This window comes from Yoonia litorea (genome assembly GCF_900114675.1).
GTDB classification, from domain to species: domain Bacteria; phylum Pseudomonadota; class Alphaproteobacteria; order Rhodobacterales; family Rhodobacteraceae; genus Yoonia; species Yoonia litorea.
The window spans coordinates 283509-301792 of sequence record NZ_FOZM01000001.1 but is presented as its reverse complement, the minus strand read 5'-3'; the positions used below and the strand labels follow the sequence as shown (position 1 = coordinate 301792).

The 18284-nt window shown below is 56.7% G+C and carries 26 protein-coding genes; 16 read left to right on the top strand and 10 right to left on the bottom strand.

Going from position 1 to position 18284, the window contains the following annotated elements:
- Positions 1-2 precede the first annotated feature (2 nt).
- The gene (locus tag BM316_RS01620) at positions 3-1580 is read right to left on the bottom strand and encodes a DUF5928 domain-containing protein (protein ID WP_090207354.1); all 1578 of its coding nucleotides are present in this window, start codon (positions 1578-1580) and stop codon (positions 3-5) included.
- Between the two features lie 143 nt (positions 1581-1723).
- Between BM316_RS01620 and BM316_RS01615 the strand changes: the two genes are divergently transcribed.
- Positions 1724-2521 carry a sulfotransferase family protein gene (locus BM316_RS01615; protein ID WP_090203167.1) on the top strand — a complete coding sequence of 266 codons (798 nt, stop codon included), beginning with the start codon at positions 1724-1726 and terminating at the stop codon, positions 2519-2521.
- 80 nt (positions 2522-2601) lie between these two features.
- Positions 2602-3306, top strand: a complete 705-nt coding sequence (locus tag BM316_RS01610) for a hypothetical protein (protein WP_090203165.1) — start codon at positions 2602-2604, stop codon at positions 3304-3306.
- A gap of 11 nt (positions 3307-3317) precedes the next feature.
- Here BM316_RS01610 and BM316_RS01605 read toward each other — a convergent pair whose 3' ends face one another.
- Positions 3318-4310: an adenosine kinase gene (locus tag BM316_RS01605; protein ID WP_090203161.1), complete on the bottom strand. Its 993-nt coding sequence runs from the start codon at positions 4308-4310 to the stop codon at positions 3318-3320.
- Positions 4307-4951, bottom strand: a complete 645-nt coding sequence (gene nth / locus BM316_RS01600; protein ID WP_090203157.1) for an endonuclease III — start codon at positions 4949-4951, stop codon at positions 4307-4309. Before nth ends, BM316_RS01605 begins: the two co-directional genes overlap by 4 nt.
- Positions 4952-5046: 95 nt before the next feature.
- On the opposite strand from nth, the gene BM316_RS01595 reads away from it, so the two are divergent.
- From BM316_RS01595 to BM316_RS01585, 3 genes are all read left to right on the top strand, one after another.
- Positions 5047-5883: a methylated-DNA--[protein]-cysteine S-methyltransferase gene (locus tag BM316_RS01595; protein WP_090203154.1), complete on the top strand. Its 837-nt coding sequence runs from the start codon at positions 5047-5049 to the stop codon at positions 5881-5883.
- A 113-nt stretch (positions 5884-5996) separates the two neighbouring features.
- Positions 5997-6653, top strand: a complete 657-nt coding sequence (locus BM316_RS01590) for a YiaD family glycine zipper/OmpA-like lipoprotein (protein ID WP_090207351.1) — start codon at positions 5997-5999, stop codon at positions 6651-6653.
- A gap of 103 nt (positions 6654-6756) precedes the next feature.
- Complete coding sequence (locus tag BM316_RS01585) at positions 6757-7524, top strand: FCD domain-containing protein (protein WP_090203151.1); 768 nt, start codon at positions 6757-6759, stop codon at positions 7522-7524.
- A 70-nt stretch (positions 7525-7594) separates the two neighbouring features.
- On the opposite strand, the gene BM316_RS01580 is transcribed toward BM316_RS01585, so the two are convergent.
- The 5 genes from BM316_RS01580 to BM316_RS01560 form a co-directional block, all read right to left on the bottom strand.
- Positions 7595-8155 carry a F0F1 ATP synthase subunit B gene (locus tag BM316_RS01580; protein WP_090203148.1) on the bottom strand — a complete coding sequence of 187 codons (561 nt, stop codon included), beginning with the start codon at positions 8153-8155 and terminating at the stop codon, positions 7595-7597.
- Positions 8156-8158: 3 nt separating this feature from the next.
- Entirely contained in the window at positions 8159-8704 is a 546-nt protein-coding gene (locus BM316_RS01575) for a F0F1 ATP synthase subunit B' (protein WP_090203144.1), read from the bottom strand.
- Positions 8705-8790: 86 nt separating this feature from the next.
- Positions 8791-9015, bottom strand: coding sequence for a F0F1 ATP synthase subunit C (locus BM316_RS01570; protein WP_008233394.1), 225 nt, complete (start codon positions 9013-9015; stop codon positions 8791-8793).
- 58 nt (positions 9016-9073) lie between these two features.
- The gene (locus BM316_RS01565) at positions 9074-9823 is read right to left on the bottom strand and encodes a F0F1 ATP synthase subunit A (protein ID WP_090203141.1); all 750 of its coding nucleotides are present in this window, start codon (positions 9821-9823) and stop codon (positions 9074-9076) included.
- Positions 9816-10148, bottom strand: coding sequence for an AtpZ/AtpI family protein (locus BM316_RS01560; protein WP_090203138.1), 333 nt, complete (start codon positions 10146-10148; stop codon positions 9816-9818). Before BM316_RS01560 ends, BM316_RS01565 begins: the two co-directional genes overlap by 8 nt.
- Before the next feature lie 207 nt (positions 10149-10355).
- Here BM316_RS01560 and BM316_RS01555 point away from each other — a divergent pair, with 207 nt between their 5' ends.
- On the top strand, positions 10356-10694 hold the full coding sequence (locus tag BM316_RS01555) for an ArsR/SmtB family transcription factor (protein WP_090203135.1): 339 nt from the start codon (positions 10356-10358) through the stop codon (positions 10692-10694).
- On the opposite strand, the gene BM316_RS01550 is transcribed toward BM316_RS01555, so the two are convergent.
- On the bottom strand, positions 10675-11553 hold the full coding sequence (locus BM316_RS01550; protein ID WP_090203132.1) for a LysR family transcriptional regulator: 879 nt from the start codon (positions 11551-11553) through the stop codon (positions 10675-10677). The genes BM316_RS01555 and BM316_RS01550 overlap by 20 nt on opposite strands.
- 105 nt (positions 11554-11658) lie before the next feature.
- Between BM316_RS01550 and BM316_RS01545 the strand changes: the two genes are divergently transcribed.
- The 10 genes from BM316_RS01545 to trmD all read left to right on the top strand — a co-directional run bounded on the left by BM316_RS01545 (position 11659) and on the right by trmD (position 17646).
- Positions 11659-12201 (top strand): FMN-dependent NADH-azoreductase, encoded by a 543-nt coding sequence (locus BM316_RS01545; protein ID WP_090203129.1) that lies wholly within the window; start codon positions 11659-11661, stop codon positions 12199-12201.
- Between the two features lie 16 nt (positions 12202-12217).
- Positions 12218-12607 carry a DoxX family membrane protein gene (locus tag BM316_RS01540; RefSeq protein WP_242649705.1) on the top strand — a complete coding sequence of 130 codons (390 nt, stop codon included), beginning with the start codon at positions 12218-12220 and terminating at the stop codon, positions 12605-12607.
- A 186-nt stretch (positions 12608-12793) separates the two neighbouring features.
- Positions 12794-14287: a signal recognition particle protein gene (ffh, locus tag BM316_RS01535; RefSeq protein ID WP_090203127.1), complete on the top strand. Its 1494-nt coding sequence runs from the start codon at positions 12794-12796 to the stop codon at positions 14285-14287.
- A gap of 76 nt (positions 14288-14363) precedes the next feature.
- Positions 14364-14912 carry a GNAT family N-acetyltransferase gene (locus BM316_RS01530; RefSeq protein ID WP_090203125.1) on the top strand — a complete coding sequence of 183 codons (549 nt, stop codon included), beginning with the start codon at positions 14364-14366 and terminating at the stop codon, positions 14910-14912.
- On the top strand, positions 14909-15418 hold the full coding sequence (locus BM316_RS01525; RefSeq protein ID WP_090203122.1) for a GNAT family N-acetyltransferase: 510 nt from the start codon (positions 14909-14911) through the stop codon (positions 15416-15418). Before BM316_RS01530 ends, BM316_RS01525 begins: the two co-directional genes overlap by 4 nt.
- Positions 15411-15707 carry a chorismate mutase gene (locus BM316_RS01520; RefSeq protein WP_090203119.1) on the top strand — a complete coding sequence of 99 codons (297 nt, stop codon included), beginning with the start codon at positions 15411-15413 and terminating at the stop codon, positions 15705-15707. Before BM316_RS01525 ends, BM316_RS01520 begins: the two co-directional genes overlap by 8 nt.
- Positions 15708-15746: 39 nt before the next feature.
- A complete protein-coding gene (gene rpsP, locus BM316_RS01515) occupies positions 15747-16136 on the top strand; it encodes a 30S ribosomal protein S16 (RefSeq protein WP_165606521.1) in 390 nt (129 codons plus the stop codon).
- Positions 16137-16196: 60 nt separating this feature from the next.
- Positions 16197-16346, top strand: coding sequence for a hypothetical protein (locus BM316_RS16635; RefSeq protein WP_165606520.1), 150 nt, complete (start codon positions 16197-16199; stop codon positions 16344-16346).
- Positions 16343-16846: a ribosome maturation factor RimM gene (gene rimM, locus BM316_RS01510; RefSeq protein ID WP_090203113.1), complete on the top strand. Its 504-nt coding sequence runs from the start codon at positions 16343-16345 to the stop codon at positions 16844-16846. The genes BM316_RS16635 and rimM overlap by 4 nt, the downstream gene beginning before the upstream one ends.
- Positions 16843-17646: a tRNA (guanosine(37)-N1)-methyltransferase TrmD gene (gene trmD, locus BM316_RS01505; protein WP_090203111.1), complete on the top strand. Its 804-nt coding sequence runs from the start codon at positions 16843-16845 to the stop codon at positions 17644-17646. The genes rimM and trmD overlap by 4 nt, the downstream gene beginning before the upstream one ends.
- Here the strand turns inward: trmD and BM316_RS01500 are convergent.
- The gene (locus tag BM316_RS01500; RefSeq protein ID WP_090203108.1) at positions 17643-17981 is read right to left on the bottom strand and encodes a DoxX family protein; all 339 of its coding nucleotides are present in this window, start codon (positions 17979-17981) and stop codon (positions 17643-17645) included. The genes trmD and BM316_RS01500 overlap by 4 nt on opposite strands.
- Between the last annotated feature and the right edge of the window lie 303 nt (positions 17982-18284).

Genomic DNA, 18284 nt, shown 5'->3' with positions numbered 1-18284 from the left:
CCTCAATCAACAAATAGGTAGGGGGTTTCGGCAAGAGTTCTGGCCTGAGACAGGTCGATGCTCAAGAAATTTGCAAGGGCACGGCTGTTCTCCTCAACAGAGGCATCCTCGCGCAAGCGCGACATATTTTGGAAGGCGGCGTCCCGGATCGCTTCCCGCTCGAAAATCATGTCGGAGCGTATGGTCGGCAGAAGCCGGTCGAATGTCGCATCAGGTGTCATGTCGCTGGCAAGGCCCACCCGTTTTGCGTGGCCGATCAGGTATTCATCGTCGCAATTGCACTCAATCGCTAGAAGCCTGACTGTTGCGCGATCTGCAAAGAAATCGCCGATCACGTCCAAGTCTGCAGTATCAAGACAGATGATCAGACGTTCTTTGCCAAAGTGATGAAAGAGCATCCGCATTGTCGCGCGGCGATGTCGACCGCGCTTTTCAAGGCTACTCTCGATTCCCCCGAGATCCGGAAGCGGCGTATCGGATTCGTTAAAGAGGTATTCCAGAGCAGGAATGTCCGTCTGTTCATTTATGGCTGCAACGAGGCGCTTGGCCACATGCCATTTTTTGCAGGCAATAATCATTAACTCGCGATTACGCCCGAGTGTTGTTTCGCGCTCCCAGAACCGCTGGGCGAAGCGGCGGCCGATCCGTCCACGCTTGGTCAGGAAGTCGAAAAGTCGCTGACCTTCGCCTGACACGGCGAAATCTGTTCGGTCACTGGCATAGAGCGCACCGAGTTTTTCGCGCAAATCAGTGGCCTCTGCGCTGATCTTGCGGGCAAAGATACCATTCTGGCCGAGCAGCATGTCATAGTGATCGTTGTAGAAAGTGACCGGCATCCCGTAATCGGAAAACATCAAGAACGTCAGGGTCCGGTTTTCGATTTCGCGCCCCGGCACCAAATGTCTGACGAGCGTCTGAAAGAATGTCTCATCAGGAATCCAGGTGGTCTTGAAAAAGCGCATGATATCGCGCCGCGCCTTGGTAAAGTCGAGAATTGCTTCGATGGTTTGGCGGCGCAGACACCACCACTGGCTACCGATCATGACCCGGATATCGGAGGGAACCGCGCGGGTCATCTTGAGCCGCTCTTGGAGCGCCAGTGCCGTATAGAACCGCCACTTTTGCGTGCGCTCGTTAAAGAAGTGACGGTAAATCAACCGTTCCTCGCGAAACCCTGTCTTGATCCAGTTGCTGTCAAAAAAATCATAACTTTCGATGTAGTCGGCATCATTGTCATCAAGAAGCCGATGGGCAAAACCGGCCGATTTGATCGGCATGCAGTCGCCAGAAACCATGTAGAAATGCGTGGCATGCGGAAATGCCTCGACCGCTTCTTCGACCGCGTGAAGTGTCGCTTGCACGAGGCTCCACTCACCCCATCCGCATTTCACCCGCCGCTTTGCAAATACCACGTTAGGGTTCTCTGCCAGTTCTTGCTGGATCAGTTGGTAGTCCGCAGATGGTGATGACGCATCAAAATGGATCGCGATATAGTCACCCGCCGCCGTCAGCTGTTCGGCCTGTGCGACGATGGCATCGGGGTTTTTGTGACACAGGAGGATGAAAGCAATGCGCGCCATCAGCGGTATGTCTCGGCCTTGGTTGGTGATCTGTCGCAGACCGTCATAACGCGAACAGAGATTGAAGTTACAGCGTTTCTTTGCTCTTTTGCCTTTCAAGTTTTTTGCGGAGTGACAGCGTGCCAAGCTTTCCCGGAACATGGATGACGACCAGTGAGAGCATGGTCTATCGGGTCGTCCCGAAATGCGCCTGCTCGACCATCGGACAGATCATGTACTACTCTGATCATGGTGAATTCTTCGATGGTGATATCCATGACGCCAAAGACCGCATTCACAAATGGGCACTGGATGACAGTCAGCAAGCGATAATCAAGAACGTTCAATCCCATCGCAGCTATGCTTTTACCTGCGTGCGCAACCCCTACACGCGGATCCTGTCCTCATTCTTTGACAAGATTTGCGGCATTCAGCGCAATGGCAAGTATTATCGCGGAAATCTGGTCCCGCTTCTGGTTCAGAAATACGGAATCGAAGTCGGCGATCCTGACAACGGCTTCGAGTTCGACCAGATCAAAAGCTTCCGCCGTTTTCTGCTTTTTGCCCGCGACACCATCCGTTGGCGGCGCCCCATGGACCCTGACATTCACTGGTCCGCCATGTCAGGCCATATCAGCACCTTTATCGTAAATGGCGGGCGTTATGATCACATCTTCTGGACCGAAAAGTTCAACGATGGGATGCAAACAGTGCTTGATGCAGTCGACACCGCTCATCCGATCAGTCTTGCAGAAATTCCGCGCTTTAACGAAAGCGAGGGCCACGGACCAAAGCGCGCCAATCCGGTCGAGGACTACTTCGACGATCTGTCGATGCACCTCGTCTACGAAATGTATAAGAAGGACTTCCGCATCTTCAAATACGACTTTGAGAATCCAGCCAACAAGATGCCAATCGGCGAGATTGACCTAGATGAAGTCCATGCGAAGCTGGGACAGTAAGCCGTCAGAGGGCAATTCGGCGCGTCGATCTGCAGTTTCATCCTGAACGTAATTTGAAGCATGGGTCTCCGGAGGACACAGTGACCGTCGTACTGATCTTGGGCAGCGGTCCGAACGTAATTGACGCGCGTGACTGGGACCGAGCCCCATTTGACCGCATAGTGGCGATCAACAACGCTTGGCGCGTCCGAAGCGACTGGGACGATTTGATTCACCCCGATGATTTCCCCGAAGATCGTTGGCCGGAGAACCTTGAAAACGGGCAGAGGATCATCCGGGCGGCTGAATACGTCCCCCACCAAAATACCTTTGGCGGCTTTGTCTATGCTGGCGGCACGATGGCATTTACCGCAAGCTATTGGGCGCTTGCCGCACTCAAGCCAAAAACCATCGCCGTGATGGGATGCGATATGGTTTACAGCAACGCCGCGAAAACGCACTTCTATGGAAAGGGCACCGCTGACCCATTGCGCGAAGACGTGACGCTCCGCTCGCTTGAGGCCAAGTCAGCCCGACTGATGGCGCTTGCGGCACGCGAGGGTTGCGCGATGGTGAATCTTTCACAGGATGACAGCCGGTTGGTTTTCCCAAGGGCCACGCCGGATACAGTCGCAGAAGTCGCGCCCGCGCCAGTCGATCATACGTTGATGGAGGCCGCGCTCCAGCGCGAAGCGCAGCTGGGCTACTACGTCCCCTCCGGCAAGTACTGGAAAGAGGAAGCGCGATTTGCCACGGATGTCATTGACGAGTTGGACCGCCTCTGGCTGCGGACCGTCAGGCCCTAACAGCATACGCGTTAGATCAACCCGGCATCTTCAAACATCTTCTTGAGGTCCGCTTCTGGTCGCGCGCCGATGTGGCTGATCACCTCCGATGCGGCGAGGTTTCCCATTTTTCCGCATATCTCAAGGTCGTAACCGCTGGTCAGCCCCCAAAGAAACGCACCGGCGAACAGATCGCCTGCACCGGTGGCGTCCACGATCTGCGTCGGAACCGCGGGAACTTGCCAGCGCTGGCCATCTGAAAGGATATGAACCCCGTGTTCACTGTCGGTGCAGGCAACAATTGCAACTTCCGACGCGGCCTTTGCCAAGGCGCCGTCGAAGTCATCCGTCTGATACATCGACAGCATTTCGGCGCGGTTACAGAAAAGCAGATCGACGTGATCGCGGACCATATCGCGGAACGCGTCACGGTGGCGCTCGATGCAGAAAGGGTCCGATAGCGTAATCGACACCTTGCCCCCTGCCCCTTTGCAGGCATCAATGGCCTTTGCGAAAGCAGCGTGACTTTCGGGACCATCGAAACGGTAGCCTTCTAGATAGATCCACTCGGCCTCTGCCATTTGCGCCACGTCGATGTCATCGGCTGTCAGAAACTCTGTAACGCCGAGGTAGGTGTTCATCGACCGCTCGCCGTCAGGCGTCACAATCACAATACACCGGCCCGTTTCAGCCTCTTCGGTCTTCGGTGCGAGGGCTGTTTCGTAGACGGCCCCTTGTGCACGCAGGTCGTGCGCAAAGATGGCACCGAGCTGGTCATCTTTCACCTTACCGACGTAGGCGGTCCGGCCACCCAGATGTGCGATCCCTGCAATGGTGTTGGCAGCGGAGCCACCGCTTACCTCGCGCGCCGGACCGACACGCGAATAGAGATCGACAGCGCGATCCATGTCGATCAACTGCATGATCCCTTTCTGGACACCGGCAGTCTTGAGAAAATCATCTTCAGCGCGTGCCAAGACATCGACCATCGCGTTGCCGATGCCCACCACCTGAAACTTTTTCATAGGTTTTTATCCTCGTAGAGACACAGATCGCGGACCAGACACGCCGTGCATTTCGGTTTTCGGGCGACGCAGACGTAGCGCCCGTGCAAAATCATCCAGTGGTGGGCGTGGAGCTGGAAATCGGCTGGAACGTGGTCTTCGATCGCCCTCTCGACTGCGTTGACGTCTTTCCCCACGGCGACACCGCTGCGATTGCCGAAACGGAAGATATGTGTGTCCACAGCCTGAGCAGGCTGACCCCACCACATATTCAAAACCACATTCGCAGTTTTGCGTCCCACGCCAGGCAGCGACTGCAAGGCAGCGCGAGAATTCGGCACCTCTCCATTGTAGTCATCGACAAGGATCTGACTGAGCTTAATGACGTTCTTAGCTTTCTGCCTGTATAGGCCAATTGTCTTGATATGCTCAGTCAGCCCCTCCAGACCGAGGTCGAGCATTTTCTGAGGCGTGTCAGCAATCTTGAAAAGCGCACGGGTTGCCTTGTTCACCCCCGCATCTGTTGCTTGCGCGGACAACGCAACGGCGACGACAAGAGTGTAGACATTTACATGCTCAAGCTCGCCCTTGGGTTCAGCCTCAGCGGCTTGAAAGCGGGTGAAGATTTCCCGAATGGTATGATAGTCAAGCTGCTTTGCCATGGGCTCCGGTATGCCTGCCCACTGTCACAGGGGCAAGCGGCAGATGCGCAATTTTCGGGTCGCTTGGCAGGCGCTGTCCACCTAGATTGACCAACATGGAACAGACCGAAACCTATCACTACCAAATCATGCGCCGCGCCATTGACGCGATTGATGCTGCGGGAAGCACTCCACTGTCCCTCAGCGAGCTTGCTGATGAAATGAACATGAGCCCCGCGCATTTTCAGCGGCTTTTCTCTACCTGGGTCGGGGTCTCCCCCAAGCGGTATCAACAGTATCTGATGCTTGGCCACGCAAAATCCTTGCTCCGCGAACGATTCACGACACTTGAGACGGCGCAAGAGGTTGGCCTGTCAGGCAGTGGGCGCCTGCATGATCTTTTCGTCCGGTGGGAGGCGATGAGCCCTGGCGACTACGCAAGAGACGGCGAGGGGCTCGAGATCTTCTGGGGGTGGTTCGAAAGCCAGTTTGGACCAGCCCTTGTGATGGGCACCGATAGGGGAATTTGTGGAATCGCCTTCGCGGCTGAGGCAGGTCCCGAACCTGCCATGGCGGACCTCAAATCACGTTGGCCAAAGGCTAAGTTTGTTGAAGACCCAACGCAATTGCGGCGGTGGGCTATGTCAGCGCTCGGCATGGAAGGTGAGACACAACTGCATATGATCGGCGCCCCCTTCCAACTTAAAGTATGGGAAGCGCTGCTTGCGATTCCATCAGGGCACGTCACGACGTATTCTGAAATCGCGCAGTCCATTGGGCACCCGAAGGCTGTGCGTGCGGTAGGTACAGCCGTCGGCCGGAACCCGGTAAGCTGGCTGATCCCTTGCCATCGTGCATTGCGAAAGTCAGGAGCCTTGGGTGGTTACCATTGGGGCCTGCCGGTCAAACGCGCGATGCTGGCGTGGGAGTCTGCCCGCGCAGACGCGCAATAAACCGCGGAACTAAGCGGATCGCTGTTTCGTTATTGGATAGCACGTCGCTCTGCGACATAACCACACTATCCCGAGGGCAGGATTTGCCCTCCAATCTTAATGGAACCATGACCATGACAATGAAGAAAATTCCAATGCTCCTCGCGGCTGGATCGCTGACGCTTGTCGCCGCTTGTGACCCCGCAGGTCCAAACCAAAACCAGAACCTGCAGCAAGGCGCGGCTCTTGGCGCTGTTGGTGGCGCTGTGACTGGTCTTATCCTCAACCGCGACGATGACCGCCGCGGCCGCAATCAGGCAGCTCTCGCCGGTGCCGTCATTGGTGCAGCAACAGGCGCAGCCATCGGCAGCAACCTTGACCGCCAGGCAGAAGAACTGCGCCGCCAGTTGCGCAGTGACGTGGGTGTCAGCAACAACGGCCAAAACCTCGTTGTTGTTCTGAGCCAGGATCTGCTGTTTGCGACAGGGAGCACCGCCGTATCCTCCGTTTCGCAAAACGAACTGATGATCGTTGCGAACTCCCTCAATCGGTATCCGAACACCACGGTGAACGTAATCGGTCATACTGACAACGTCGGTGGCGCTGCGTTCAACCAAGATCTCTCAGAACGTCGTGCGCAGGCTGTCTCAAGCATCCTCATCAATGGTGGTGTCGCACCATCGCGTGTTCGCGCCATCGGCGCTGGTGAGAACCAGCCGATTGCGTCAAACCTGAACGCCGAAGGGCGTCAGATGAACCGCCGTGTTGAGATCATCATCACACCGAATTAATTCGGTCAGACGATACGAAAAAGGGGTCGCAAGCTTTGCGGCCCCTTTTTGATTGTAGATTCGGCAACTTGGTCATATGTTTTTACCAATACTGGGGGAAGCAATGCCATTTGAACCGATTCAACAGGAGAAGCTGTCTCAAGGTGTTGTCCGTCAAATTGAGGGACTAATCCTACGTGGTATTCTGCGACCTGGCGAACGTCTGCCAGCCGAACGCGAGCTCAGCGAGCGTATGCACGTCTCGCGCCCCTCACTCAGAGAGGCGCTGGCGGACCTTCAGGACCGTGGCCTTCTCACGTCTAAGGCCGGCGCTGGGGTATACGTCGCAGATGTCCTCGGTTCTGCATTCGCACCCGCTTTGGTCAAACTTTTTGCCACCCATGATGAGGCAGTGTTTGATTACATCAGCTTCCGACGCGATATGGAGGGCCTCGCGGCCGAACGTGCCGCAAGGCTCGCGACCGATACCGACCTCAAGGTCATCAATGCGATCTTTGAAAAGATGGAAGTGGCGCACCAAAAGCGCAATCCTGCGGACGAAGCGCATCTGGATGCCGACTTCCACCTCTCTATCATCGAAGCAAGTCACAACATGATCATGCTGCACATGATGCGGTCCATGTTCGAATTGCTGCGCGAAGGTGTGTTCTACAATCGCACGGTGATGTTCAAGCAGCGGATGACGAGGGATACGCTGTTGGATCATCACCGCCAGATCAATGCAGCCCTGCAAGCGCGCGACCCGCAGGCGGCGCGTGCAGCGATTGAAACCCACCTCCAGTTTGTCGAGATGGCGTTATCCGATCAGCAGAAAGCCGATCGCAACGAAGCCTTCGCCAAGAAGAGACTTGAACACGAAGGCTGGCGCTAGCGGCAACCAAAAAACAAAAGACCCCGCTGGCGATCCGCCAACGGGGCCTTTTTGATAAGTTACGATAGGCTTAGTGCAGCTTCTCGCCGACGGTCTCGATTGATGCATCAATCATGGCGCCAGCGGACTTGGCATCCATCTGCTTCGCGAGGACTTCCTTGGCGGCAGCGACAGCAACAGCAATCGCCTGATCGCGGACTTCCTTCACAGCATTCGCTTCCGCGCTTGCGATCTGCTCTTCAGCAGCAGCCAAGCGACGTGTGATAGATTTTGCGATATCGTCCTTGGCGGCGGCAGCGGCGTTTGACGCCTCTTCCTTTGCAGACGCTACGATCCGGTCAGCTTGTTCCTGAACTTCTTTCTGCTTACGCTCATAGGACGCCAGCAGTGCTTGTGCCTCTTCGCGCAGTGCTTTGGCCTCGTCCAACTCGGACTTGATGCCTTCTGCACGCTTGTCGAGCATACCTGTGACAAGCGTTGGCACTTTGAAGTAAAGCAGAATTCCGATGAAGATCAGAAACGCGATTGAGACAACAAAGTCGGTGTTTCCCAGCGAAAAGAACGGTTTGTCACCTGCAGCAAGCGCCGGGCTTGCAGCAAGACCGAAAAGGGCGGTGAGTGTTAGTCTCATGTCTTACCCTTTCATCCGTGCTTCAACAGCACTTTCAACTGCGGCACCGTCTGGATTGCCACCCAAGGCAGCGACCAGTTCTTTCGCCGTGTCTTTCGCGACTTCCGTAACGCTCTGGACCGCACCTGCGCGGATTTCCGCGATCGCAGCTTCGCTTTCGGCAGTCTTGGCCGCAATCTGCGCGTCGGCTTTCTTCAGCTCAACGTCCAGCTCGGCTTGAATTTCGGCTTTCGCCTCGGCGACGATTTTCTGAGCTTCAGTGCGCGCGTCTGCAAGAGCCTTGTTATAGGCTTCTTCAGCTTCCGCTGCTTTGTTTTTCAGCTCTTCGGCCGCGGCAATATCATTCGTGATTGTACCAGAACGTTCGGCCAGAACCGCGGCAATGCGCGGGAGGGCGATGCGTGACATCACAAAGTAGATTGCGATCAGAGTGACCACGAGCCAGAAAATCTGGTTGGGCATCCAATCTGCGCAAAGCTGTGGCATGCCGAGGGCTGACCCCCCTGCGTCGACACAGACCCCTGCGGCTTCTGTTGTTTCTGTTGCCATGATGGCCCCCGAATACCTTTGGTGTTTACTGGCCGACGCGCTCTAGATGAGCAAGTCGGCCAGCCGTAAGGATATGGGTCGCTGTCTTAGACGGCGAACATCAGCAGAAGCGACACGAGGAATGCGAAGATCCCCAGAGCTTCCGCAAATGCGAGGCCGATGAACAGTGTTGCTGTCTGACCGGCAGCAGCGGATGGGTTGCGCAGAGCGCCAGCAAGATAGTTACCAGCAACGGTACCAACACCGATAGCTGCGGCACCAGAACCGATTGCTGCCAGACCTGCGCCGATGTGTGCGAGTTCGCCTTCCATGTGAATTCTCCTTACGATTGGAAGTTGCGTACGATGGGTGTCGCCACCCATCAAACCTTTAGTGATGCGGGTGAAGAGCGTCTTTCAGATAGACGCACGTCAGAATGGTGAATACGTAGGCCTGAATGCCGCAGACCAGCACTTCAAGACCATAGATTGCGACAATGCCGAAGATCGCGACGGGGCTGACCAGTGTCAGCGCAGCAAAGCCTGCAAACACCTTCAAAACAGCGTGACCCGCCATGATGTTGCCTGCAAGACGGATCGAGTGGCTGACTGGACGGACGAAGTAGGAAATCACCTCGATGACAGCGATAATGGGGCGCAAGATCGCCGGCGCGTCTTTCATCCAGAACAGGCCAAGGAAAGAAGGGCCGTTCTTGACAAAACCAAGCACCGTAACGGCGATGAAGACACCAAAACCCAGAACAGCCGTAATCGCGATCATCGACGTCGGGGAATACGACATCGGGATCAGCGCAAGATAGTTCGAGAAGAAGATAAAGACGAAGATCGTCATGATGTAAGGGAAGTACCGAACACCTTCCTTGCCACACACATCTTCAACCATCTTGTAAATGAAGCCGTAAAACAGCTCAGCGACCGACTGAACCCGGCTCGGAACGACACCGCGACCGCGGCTGCCAATCACAAACAGGGCAATCGTCGCCAGAATGGCAATCGCCAGCCAAAGGGTCACGTTTGTCGGGGTGTACCACTGCACTGGACCATCGCCGAACAGTGGTTTGACAATGAACTGATCCAGCGGGTGAAAGACCAAACCACCTTCTGCTTTTTCTTCAGCCACGTGCGTCGCCCTCTTCTTTTGCAGCCTCTTGCTGCTTCTTCTGAACCTCTTTGGCCGACCGCATCATGGTTTTCACACCCGCCGCGAGGCCAAAAAATATGAACAGCACCATCAAGAAGGGTTCTGTGCCAAAAACGGCGTCCAACCCGTATCCGATGCCGAAGCCGATCCCGAGACCGGCGACAAGCTCTACCACCATTCGCCAGGCAAGCTGGGCTTGGGAGTAGTGCTCTTCCGAGTGGTGCTTAACCTCTGCCGGCTCTTTGAGCTTTGCAATTTTCGCCTCAAGCGCCTTAAGGCGATCAGCGTCATGCGGTTCTGGCATCGGTTTTTGACCCTCTGAAAGGTTGAGGGTGGTTTAGGTTGACGCCCTGATAGAGTCAAGCGCCCACGAGATCGGCGTAAATATCTGGTATTTCATATTTTTTTCTGGATTTACGATCCGCAAAATACTCATTCAAGCAACCACATTGCAAATTCGGACATTCAACCATTTGGTTGACGTTTTTCCCCAACACAGCTTAATCGGCATATGACACCGACACTCGATCAGGTTTTTTCGGCCCTCGCCGATCCGACGCGCCGCACCATCCTCGCCATGTTGTTGGAAGACGATATGGCGGTCACGGATGTTGCCGAACCATTCGACGTATCACTTGCTGCGATCTCAAAACATCTCGGCGTTCTGACCGCTGCGGGCCTGATAAGTCAGGAGAAGCGCGGTCGTGTCAAATGGTGCAAGCTCGAACCTGACGCACTTCGCGAGGCCTCCGTCTGGATGCAGGGCTTCGGACAAATGGATGCAATCGATCTCGATGCTTTCGAGAACTTCCTGTCAAAGGAGCTTGGTCCTAGCACGCAAGCTCCTTGATCCGTTCTTTAAAGAACTTCAGGAATGTCTGCACCTTCGCTGTCCGGTGAAGATCGACGTGGGTGACGAGCCATAGTGGCGCTTCCCAGACAGCGCGCCGTTCGGCAACCTCTGTCAGCGTATCGTCTTCTGCTGCAGTTTGCGCCGTCACGAAACCGATCCCGGCACCGGCACGGATCGCGTCTTCCATGTTGCGGTGGTCAGTTGCGCGATAGCTGAACCGTTCATCAGGCACGATACCGGCCAGCCATCGCGTGAACGGTGCCCTGCTATGCTCATCATCATTGGTGACGAAGTAGTGGTTCTTGAGATCTTCTTCATCAGCTGGCAATCCATGCCGCGCCACGTAACGATCTGATGCGACAAGCGCCATGCTCTGCTGAATGAGCGGCTGCACCACGTTGTCGGGCTCCTGCGGAATGCTCCCGGCCCGGATGGCGACATGCGCCTCGCCATACTCAAGCCGAAACAGCCTTGCGCCTGTGCGGTAGCGGATGCGCACATCGGGATGCGCGGCCTGAAAGTCGACCAGTATGGGCGTGACAAAATTGGAGACGATGCTCAGGCTGGTAATCACAAGGTCACCAGAGACACCCTCACCCTGTCCTTTGATCCGGCCCGCAAGCTGCGTGAACTGATCATCAGTCGCTTTGGCGACTTGCAAAAGATCCTGCCCCGCCTCAGTGGCCGTATAGCCACGCGCATGCCGCTGAAACAGCTTCACGCCAAGACGCTGCTCCAACGCATCTATATGGCGGATGACTGTCGCGTGATGGACACCCAAGGCTTCGGCTGCGCCACTGACAGTCCCGTTGCGCGCAACCTGATACGCGGTCCTGATTTCATCCCAATTATCCATAGGTCAACCTGTGCATCTGCAAACATGAGGTGTGAAAAATCGGATATTTTGTTCGCAAGCGCAAGAAGTAGATTGATTGCATCAACAGATTTTAAGGAGCCCCCAATGGCTGGAACTGTTCTACTGATTAACGCCTCCGGCTCATCTGCCGGATCCGCCACGCGCGCTGCAACAGACCAACTGGTCGCCGAACTCGCTCCCGAAACACTGATCACGCGCGATCTCGCCGCTGATCCGTTGCCGCAAATTGACGAGGCATGGATCAAAGCGCGTCTGGTGCCCGTCAAAGACCGCAGTGACGCCGATCACGCCACACTCTCCCTGTCCGACGCATTGATTGCCGAACTCAAGGCCGCCGACATGGTTGTCATCGGCATGCCTGTCTACAATTTCGGGATGCCTGCGGCGCTCAAGGCCTACATTGACCTCATTGCGCGTCCCAAGGTGACTTTTGCGTATACCGAAGGCGGACCGGTTGGGTTGCTGGAAGGCAAACGCGCCATTGTCGCGGTGGCGTCCGGCGGCACACAAATCGACAGCGCTTCTGATTTCGCCACACCACACTTGCGTCAGGTCCTGAGCTTCATCGGCATCAAGGACGTATCCGTCTATGCCGCCAAAGACGTGATTGCTGCCCAGGCGGCGTGACAAGCCGTGACTTTTCATGGCGCGCCCTATCTGGTGCGCCATGACACGATCTTATGCACTTCTGGCCTTGCGCCTCGCGTTGACCATCGCCTTCATCTACTATGGCCTGCGTAAGTTAGGCAGCGATCCGCGCGACGTTGCCATCTACGAAGCCATCGGTTTCGGTCAGTTTCCACGATTTATCACCGGATCGGTCGAATTGATTGGCGCGGCGCTACTGTGGGTGCGGGGCTGGCGCGGCATAGGTGGCGCGCTCCTCTTCGTGACGATGTGCATCGGGCTGACGGCGCTTCTGCTTTGGGTGGGTCCCCCCTATTGGCATATGCTGGTCCTGATGGCTGGCAGCGCAACTATTGCGGTCGCCTACCGCAAGGACATCACGCGAAGACTTCCATCCGGCCAATAGATATTGACTCAGGAACACGCGCGGCGTAAACGCCCCTCAAAACCCGGATAGCTTCAGCTTTCCGGTCCCTGTTTTACAAGGGATCGCCCTCCGTCAGCGCGTTGCGCCCACGGGGGCGCTACTGCTTTATTGCTTGGCTTCCTATATGGAGCAGAGCAACCGAAATGACGAAAAGGGCCTTGGCCGATGTTTGAAAATCTCTCTGAACGCCTGTCCGGTGTGTTCGACAAGCTCACCAAGCAAGGTGCGCTCACTGAGGATGACGTCAAAACAGCCCTGCGGGAAGTCCGCGTGGCATTGCTTGAAGCCGACGTCTCACTGCCTGTCGCCCGCGACTTTGTCAAAGCGGTGCAGGAAAAAGCGACCGGTCAGGCCGTCACCAAGTCGATTACGCCCGGCCAGCAGGTCGTCAAGATCGTGCATGACGAATTGCAGCACGTCCTGACAGGCGACGATGATCCGGGCGCGCTGAAGATCGACAATCCGCCTGCGCCGATTTTGATGGTCGGCTTGCAGGGCTCAGGTAAGACCACGACCACGGCCAAGCTTGCCAAACGCCTGAAGGAAAAAGAAGGCAAGCGCGTCCTCATGGCCTCGCTCGACACCAACCGGCCTGCGGCGATGGAGCAGCTTGCCATCCTCGGTGGGCAGATCGGTGTGGATACCCTGCCTATCGTCAAAGGCGAAGATCCTGTTGCGATCGCCAAACGCGCAAAGACCCAAGCCAGCCTTGGCGGCTACGATGTCTATATGCTCGACACCGCGGGCCGGCTGCATATCGATCAGGAATTGATCGCACAGGCCGCCGCCGTCCGTGATGTCGCCAACCCACGCGAAACACTGCTCGTTGTGGACGGCCTGACCGGTCAGGATGCTGTCAACGTCGCGCAGGAGTTCGACGACAAGATCGGTGTCACAGGCGTGGTCCTGACCCGCATGGACGGTGACGGACGCGGTGGTGCAGCGCTGTCGATGCGCGCAATCACCGGCAAGCCGATCCGCTTTGTGGGTCTTGGCGAAAAGATGGACGCCATCGAAACCTTCGAGCCGTCCCGCATCGCTGGCCGCATCCTCGGCATGGGCGACATTGTTGCGCTGGTCGAAAAGGCACAGGAAACCATCGAGGCCGAACAGGCCGAAAAGATGATGAAGCGCTTCCAGAAGGGCCGCTTCAACATGAACGACCTCAAGATGCAGCTTGAGCAGATGATCAAGATGGGCGGCATGGAAGGCATGATGGGCATGATGCCCGGTGCAGCCAAGATGTCGAAACAGATGGCTGCGGCGGGCATGGATGACGGTATCCTCAAGCGTCAGATCGCGCTGATCAACTCGATGACCAAGAAAGAGCGCGCAAACCCCGATATCCTCGCCGCCAGCCGCAAGAAGCGCATCGCCAAAGGTGCCGGTCTCGAAGTCTCTGAACTGAACAAACTTCTCAAGCAGCAGCGCCAGATGGCCGACATGATGAAGAAGATGGGCAAGGGCGGCATGCTGAAACAGGCCATGAAAGGCATGTTCGGCAAGGGCGGCGGCATGCCTGACATGAACGACCCGCAAGCCATGGCCGAAGCCGCAAAGGCATTGCAAGGCAAGATGCCTCCTGGCGGCCTTCCGGGCCTTGGCGGTGGCGGAATGCAATTGCCCCCCGGCCTCTCTGGCTTTGGCAAGAAGAAGTAGGCCCCTTCATTTTGGCCAAGAAACTCCCGCCGGAGGCTCCGGCAGTTCAACCAAGCAAAACACCAGACCAGACAGCATGACCCCCGCCCCGACCCTCACCACAGCCCGCCTGATCCTGCGCGGCCCAGCCAAGAGCGACCTTCCAGCGTTTATGGCATGGGTGACGCAGTCCGAGCGTATGGCCACGGTCGGCGGCAAAGGCACCGAGCGCGATGCTTGGCGCGGCTTTCTGGCAGGGATCGGTCACTGGAGCTGGCATGGCTACGGCTTCTTCACGGTGGTTGATAGTCGCAGCGGGGTCGCTGCTGGCCGCGTGGGCATCATCAACCACATCGAATGGCCACAGCCGGAACTTGCCTGGCATATGTTCGACGGCTTCGAAGGCAAATCCTATGCTTTCGAAGCGGCATGTGCCATTCGCGAATGGGCTGGCCAGACACTCGGGCTTGAGCCACTGATTTCGCTCATCTCGCCGGCCAATACCCGTTCGCTTGCCCTGGCCACGCGCCTCGGCGCGACGGAGGAACGGCGCGACGTTGTGGACGACGAAGATGTCATCGTCTTCCGGCACCTGTCGCACAATGACCCACGAGCCGTCTCTCAAGCAGCGGGGGCCATCGCATGATCCCTACTTTGCAGACCCAGCGCCTTAAGTTGCGCCCATACCAGCGTCGCGATTTTGACGCCTACGCCGCTTTCTTCGCCAGCGATCAGGTAACGCATATGGGTGGTCCGATCGACGCTGAGAAAGCGTGGGCATGGTTTACCAACGACATCGCGTCCTGGGCGCTCTACGGTTTCGGCACCCTTGGCGTGGAATATGAAGGCCAATTCGCCGGCGGCGTTGGCCTTGTCCACCCGCCACATTTCCCCGAACCCGAATGCGGCTGGTTCGTTTTTGATGACTTCACCGGGAAAGGTATCGCCCAGGAGGCTGGTCGCGCCATGCTGGACCACAGTTTTGCGACAACTAACCTGCCAAGCATCGTCAGTTACATCAGCGCTGCCAATACTGCCTCGATCCGCGTGGCAGAAGCACTGGGCGGCACCCGCGATCCCGACGCGAACGGACCTGACGGGTTTAACGCGCTGGTCTACCGCCATTACCGCAAAGGAGTGTCCCATGACTGACACCACCACCCGCGCAGCCGAAATCCTGCGCGAGCACCGCGAAAGCATCGATCGCCTTGATGCCATCCTCGTCTACACACTGGGCGAACGCTTCAAGCACACACAGGCCGTGGGCAAGCTGAAAGCTGAACACGACCTGCCCCCATCCGACCCCGCGCGCGAAGAAAAACAGATCGCGCGTCTCACCGACCTTGCGGAACGGGCCAATCTCGACCCGGAATTCGCCAAGAAATTCCTGAACTTCATCATTCAGGAAGTCATCCAACACCACAAACAACACCAATCCTGAGGGGCGACCCTCACGACCATCTTCTAAGGAGAAAATCTGATGGCTATGAAAATCCGTTTGGCCCGTGGCGGCTCAAAGAAACGTCCATTCTACGCAATTGTTGCTGCTGACAGCCGCATGCCACGTGATGGCCGCTTCATCGAAAAGCTGGGCACATACAACCCGATGCTGCCAAAAGACAGCGAAGACCGCGTGAAAATGGACATCGAGCGCGTCAAGCACTGGCTGGGTGAAGGCGCACAGCCAACCGACCGCGTTTCCCGTATGCTGGAAGCCGCTGACGTGCTGCCCAAGAAAGAGCGCAGCAACCCAAAGAAGGGCACACCTGGTAAGGCTGCTCAGGCACGCGCTGAAGAGAAGGCTGAAAAGGCAAAAGCTGCAGAAGAAGCGGCTAACGCCCCAGCCGAAGAGGCTGCTGCAGAAGAATAATCCATTTCGTGTTGCCCCGCGGCGTGTTTGCGGGGCAATTCGGTAGATGACTGAGCATCCATGTTCCGCTTATTGCGCACGATAATTCTGGTGATGATCGCCTTTATCGCAGGAATGCTCTACGAACGCGAAGGCCGCCATCAAATCTGCGAAAGCGGTGGCGGCCTTTGGATTGAAGATATCTGCGTTGGACGAGAATTGAACGAATGATGGATCGAGTCATCGTTGGCGCCATCGGCGGCGCATTTGGCGTTCATGGCGAGGTACGCCTGAAGTCCTATTGCGCTGATCCCGCTGCGATTGCAGATTATGCGCCTCTGACGACCGAAGACGGGCGAAGCTTTGCACAGATCGTTCTGACCGGCCAGACCAAGAACGGGCTCACTGCCCGCATTGACGGGATCACAACAAAAGAAGAGGCGGACGCGCTGCGCAATACGCCCCTTTATGCGGCGCGCGCCGTCATGCCTGCAACTGAGGAAGACGAGTTTTACTACACCGACCTGATCGGCCTCACTGTTGTCGATACCGGCGGGGCAACGCTTGGCACGGTGAAGAATGTGATGGACCATGGCGCAGGCGACCTGCTCGAACTCAGTGTTGCAGGCACGTCCGAAACTGTTTTGCTCCCTTTCACTCAAGCAGTCGTCCCGACTGTTGACCTCACTGCGGGCCGGATCGTTGCCGATCCGCCGGAGGGTCTGTTTTGAGCAAGACACCACGCTCAGCCGGACGGATTTCCGTCCGTCCAACATTGCAGCCGCGTGAGTTGATGACAGATGCACCGGATCTGGCCGGGACATGGACTGCGCAGATCATCACACTCTTTCCTGACGCCTTCCCGGGTGTGCTGGGTCATAGCCTGACCGGGAAAGCTTTGCATGACGGGCTTTGGCAGTTGCAGACATATGACCTGCGCCGCCACGGCATTGGCAAACATCGCAATGTCGATGACACACCGGCAGGCGGCGGAGCCGGCATGGTGCTCCGTGCTGACGTTCTGGCAGCAGCGATTGCCGAGGCGCGTGCCGGGACAAAAGGCATCGCGCCGCTTGTCTATCTCTCGCCACGCGGTCGGCGCTTCGATCAGACGATGGCGCGGCAATGGGCGCGTATGAACGGCGTCACGATGCTCTGCGGTCGGTTTGAAGGTGTCGACGAACGTGTGCTGCAACATTTCGGGATCGAGGAAGTCTCATTGGGCGATTTCGTGATGACCGGTGGCGAGATTGCAGCCCAGGCTATGATTGACGCGACGGTGCGCCTTCTGCCGGGTGTGTTGGGCAATACCGAGAGCGCAATCGAAGAAAGCTTCTCTTCGGGCCTGCTGGAACATCCGCAATACACCAAACCTGCATCGTGGCAGGGGCTTGATATTCCCGAAGTTCTGCTTTCAGGCAATCACGCCAAGATCGCCGAGTGGCGACGCGCTATGTCCGAAGCGTTGACCAAAGAAAGGCGTCCGGATCTGTGGAACGCCCATCTGAAAAAGTCTCAGTCTGGCGACTAAGACGCTGGCTGGCGCTCAAACCTGATGACGATAACAGTCAGGATACCCAAGATAATTGCTGGAAGTGTCGATGGCCCCAGGACAAGCACATGAGCAATAATCGCTCCAACCATTGTTGCCCCAAGTAACAGTGCGCCCAAGATACGCGTTGGCTTGTACCAAAGCATGGCGGCCCCGCCGACCTCAATCACACCGGTCAGATAGCGAAACCACTGACCAAGTCCGATGGCTTCAAAGACATCAACCATTTGCGCGGCCCCGGCCAGTTTTGCACCACCCGCCATCACAAACGCAATTGTCAGCAAAACGCGCGCAACTATCGGAACATACTTCATGGCTCGCCTCCTTAAGACTAGGGAAATGCTAGCCCCAGTATTTGCGTGAAGGCAACGCCGTTGGCGCAAGCTGCATTGTGCAAATTTGCAGAGTGATCGCAGTCAAGGTTGAGCAGCTATTGAGGGTTGATCGCCTGTCCCGAAGCGCCTATACGGCGGCATCTCCGGACAGTTCGCTGATTCCGGGGTTTGGTTTATGTGTAAACCGGATCATCGATGGCATCTTTCGTGGATGCATTTTCGCCGGGGCGTTCAGTAGACCACAAAAAAGAGATGATGACGCACCTCTGCCGGGCAGTTGGC

Bases quoted from the DNA above. Each gene is read 5' to 3' on its own strand.
- BM316_RS01620 (WP_090207354.1), bottom strand. From the start codon at position 1,580: ATGGCGCGCATTGCTTTCATCCTCCTGTGTCACAAAAACCCCGATGCC.
- BM316_RS01615 (WP_090203167.1), top strand. From the start codon at position 1,724: ATGACGACCAGTGAGAGCATGGTCTATCGGGTCGTCCCGAAATGCGCC.
- BM316_RS01605 (WP_090203161.1), bottom strand. From the start codon at position 4,310: ATGAAAAAGTTTCAGGTGGTGGGCATCGGCAACGCGATGGTCGATGTC.
- nth (WP_090203157.1), bottom strand. From the start codon at position 4,951: ATGGCAAAGCAGCTTGACTATCATACCATTCGGGAAATCTTCACCCGC.
- BM316_RS01595 (WP_090203154.1), top strand. From the start codon at position 5,047: ATGGAACAGACCGAAACCTATCACTACCAAATCATGCGCCGCGCCATT.
- BM316_RS01590 (WP_090207351.1), top strand. From the start codon at position 5,997: ATGACAATGAAGAAAATTCCAATGCTCCTCGCGGCTGGATCGCTGACG.
- BM316_RS01585 (WP_090203151.1), top strand. From the start codon at position 6,757: ATGCCATTTGAACCGATTCAACAGGAGAAGCTGTCTCAAGGTGTTGTC.
- BM316_RS01580 (WP_090203148.1), bottom strand. From the start codon at position 8,155: ATGAGACTAACACTCACCGCCCTTTTCGGTCTTGCTGCAAGCCCGGCG.
- BM316_RS01575 (WP_090203144.1), bottom strand. From the start codon at position 8,704: ATGGCAACAGAAACAACAGAAGCCGCAGGGGTCTGTGTCGACGCAGGG.
- BM316_RS01570 (WP_008233394.1), bottom strand. From the start codon at position 9,015: ATGGAAGGCGAACTCGCACACATCGGCGCAGGTCTGGCAGCAATCGGT.
- BM316_RS01560 (WP_090203138.1), bottom strand. From the start codon at position 10,148: ATGCCAGAACCGCATGACGCTGATCGCCTTAAGGCGCTTGAGGCGAAA.
- BM316_RS01555 (WP_090203135.1), top strand. From the start codon at position 10,356: ATGACACCGACACTCGATCAGGTTTTTTCGGCCCTCGCCGATCCGACG.
- BM316_RS01550 (WP_090203132.1), bottom strand. From the start codon at position 11,553: ATGGATAATTGGGATGAAATCAGGACCGCGTATCAGGTTGCGCGCAAC.
- BM316_RS01545 (WP_090203129.1), top strand. From the start codon at position 11,659: ATGGCTGGAACTGTTCTACTGATTAACGCCTCCGGCTCATCTGCCGGA.
- BM316_RS01540 (WP_242649705.1), top strand. From the start codon at position 12,218: ATGGCGCGCCCTATCTGGTGCGCCATGACACGATCTTATGCACTTCTG.
- ffh (WP_090203127.1), top strand. From the start codon at position 12,794: ATGTTTGAAAATCTCTCTGAACGCCTGTCCGGTGTGTTCGACAAGCTC.
- BM316_RS01530 (WP_090203125.1), top strand. From the start codon at position 14,364: ATGACCCCCGCCCCGACCCTCACCACAGCCCGCCTGATCCTGCGCGGC.
- BM316_RS01525 (WP_090203122.1), top strand. From the start codon at position 14,909: ATGATCCCTACTTTGCAGACCCAGCGCCTTAAGTTGCGCCCATACCAG.
- BM316_RS01520 (WP_090203119.1), top strand. From the start codon at position 15,411: ATGACTGACACCACCACCCGCGCAGCCGAAATCCTGCGCGAGCACCGC.
- rpsP (WP_165606521.1), top strand. From the start codon at position 15,747: ATGGCTATGAAAATCCGTTTGGCCCGTGGCGGCTCAAAGAAACGTCCA.
- BM316_RS16635 (WP_165606520.1), top strand. From the start codon at position 16,197: ATGTTCCGCTTATTGCGCACGATAATTCTGGTGATGATCGCCTTTATC.
- rimM (WP_090203113.1), top strand. From the start codon at position 16,343: ATGATGGATCGAGTCATCGTTGGCGCCATCGGCGGCGCATTTGGCGTT.
- BM316_RS01500 (WP_090203108.1), bottom strand. From the start codon at position 17,981: ATGAAGTATGTTCCGATAGTTGCGCGCGTTTTGCTGACAATTGCGTTT.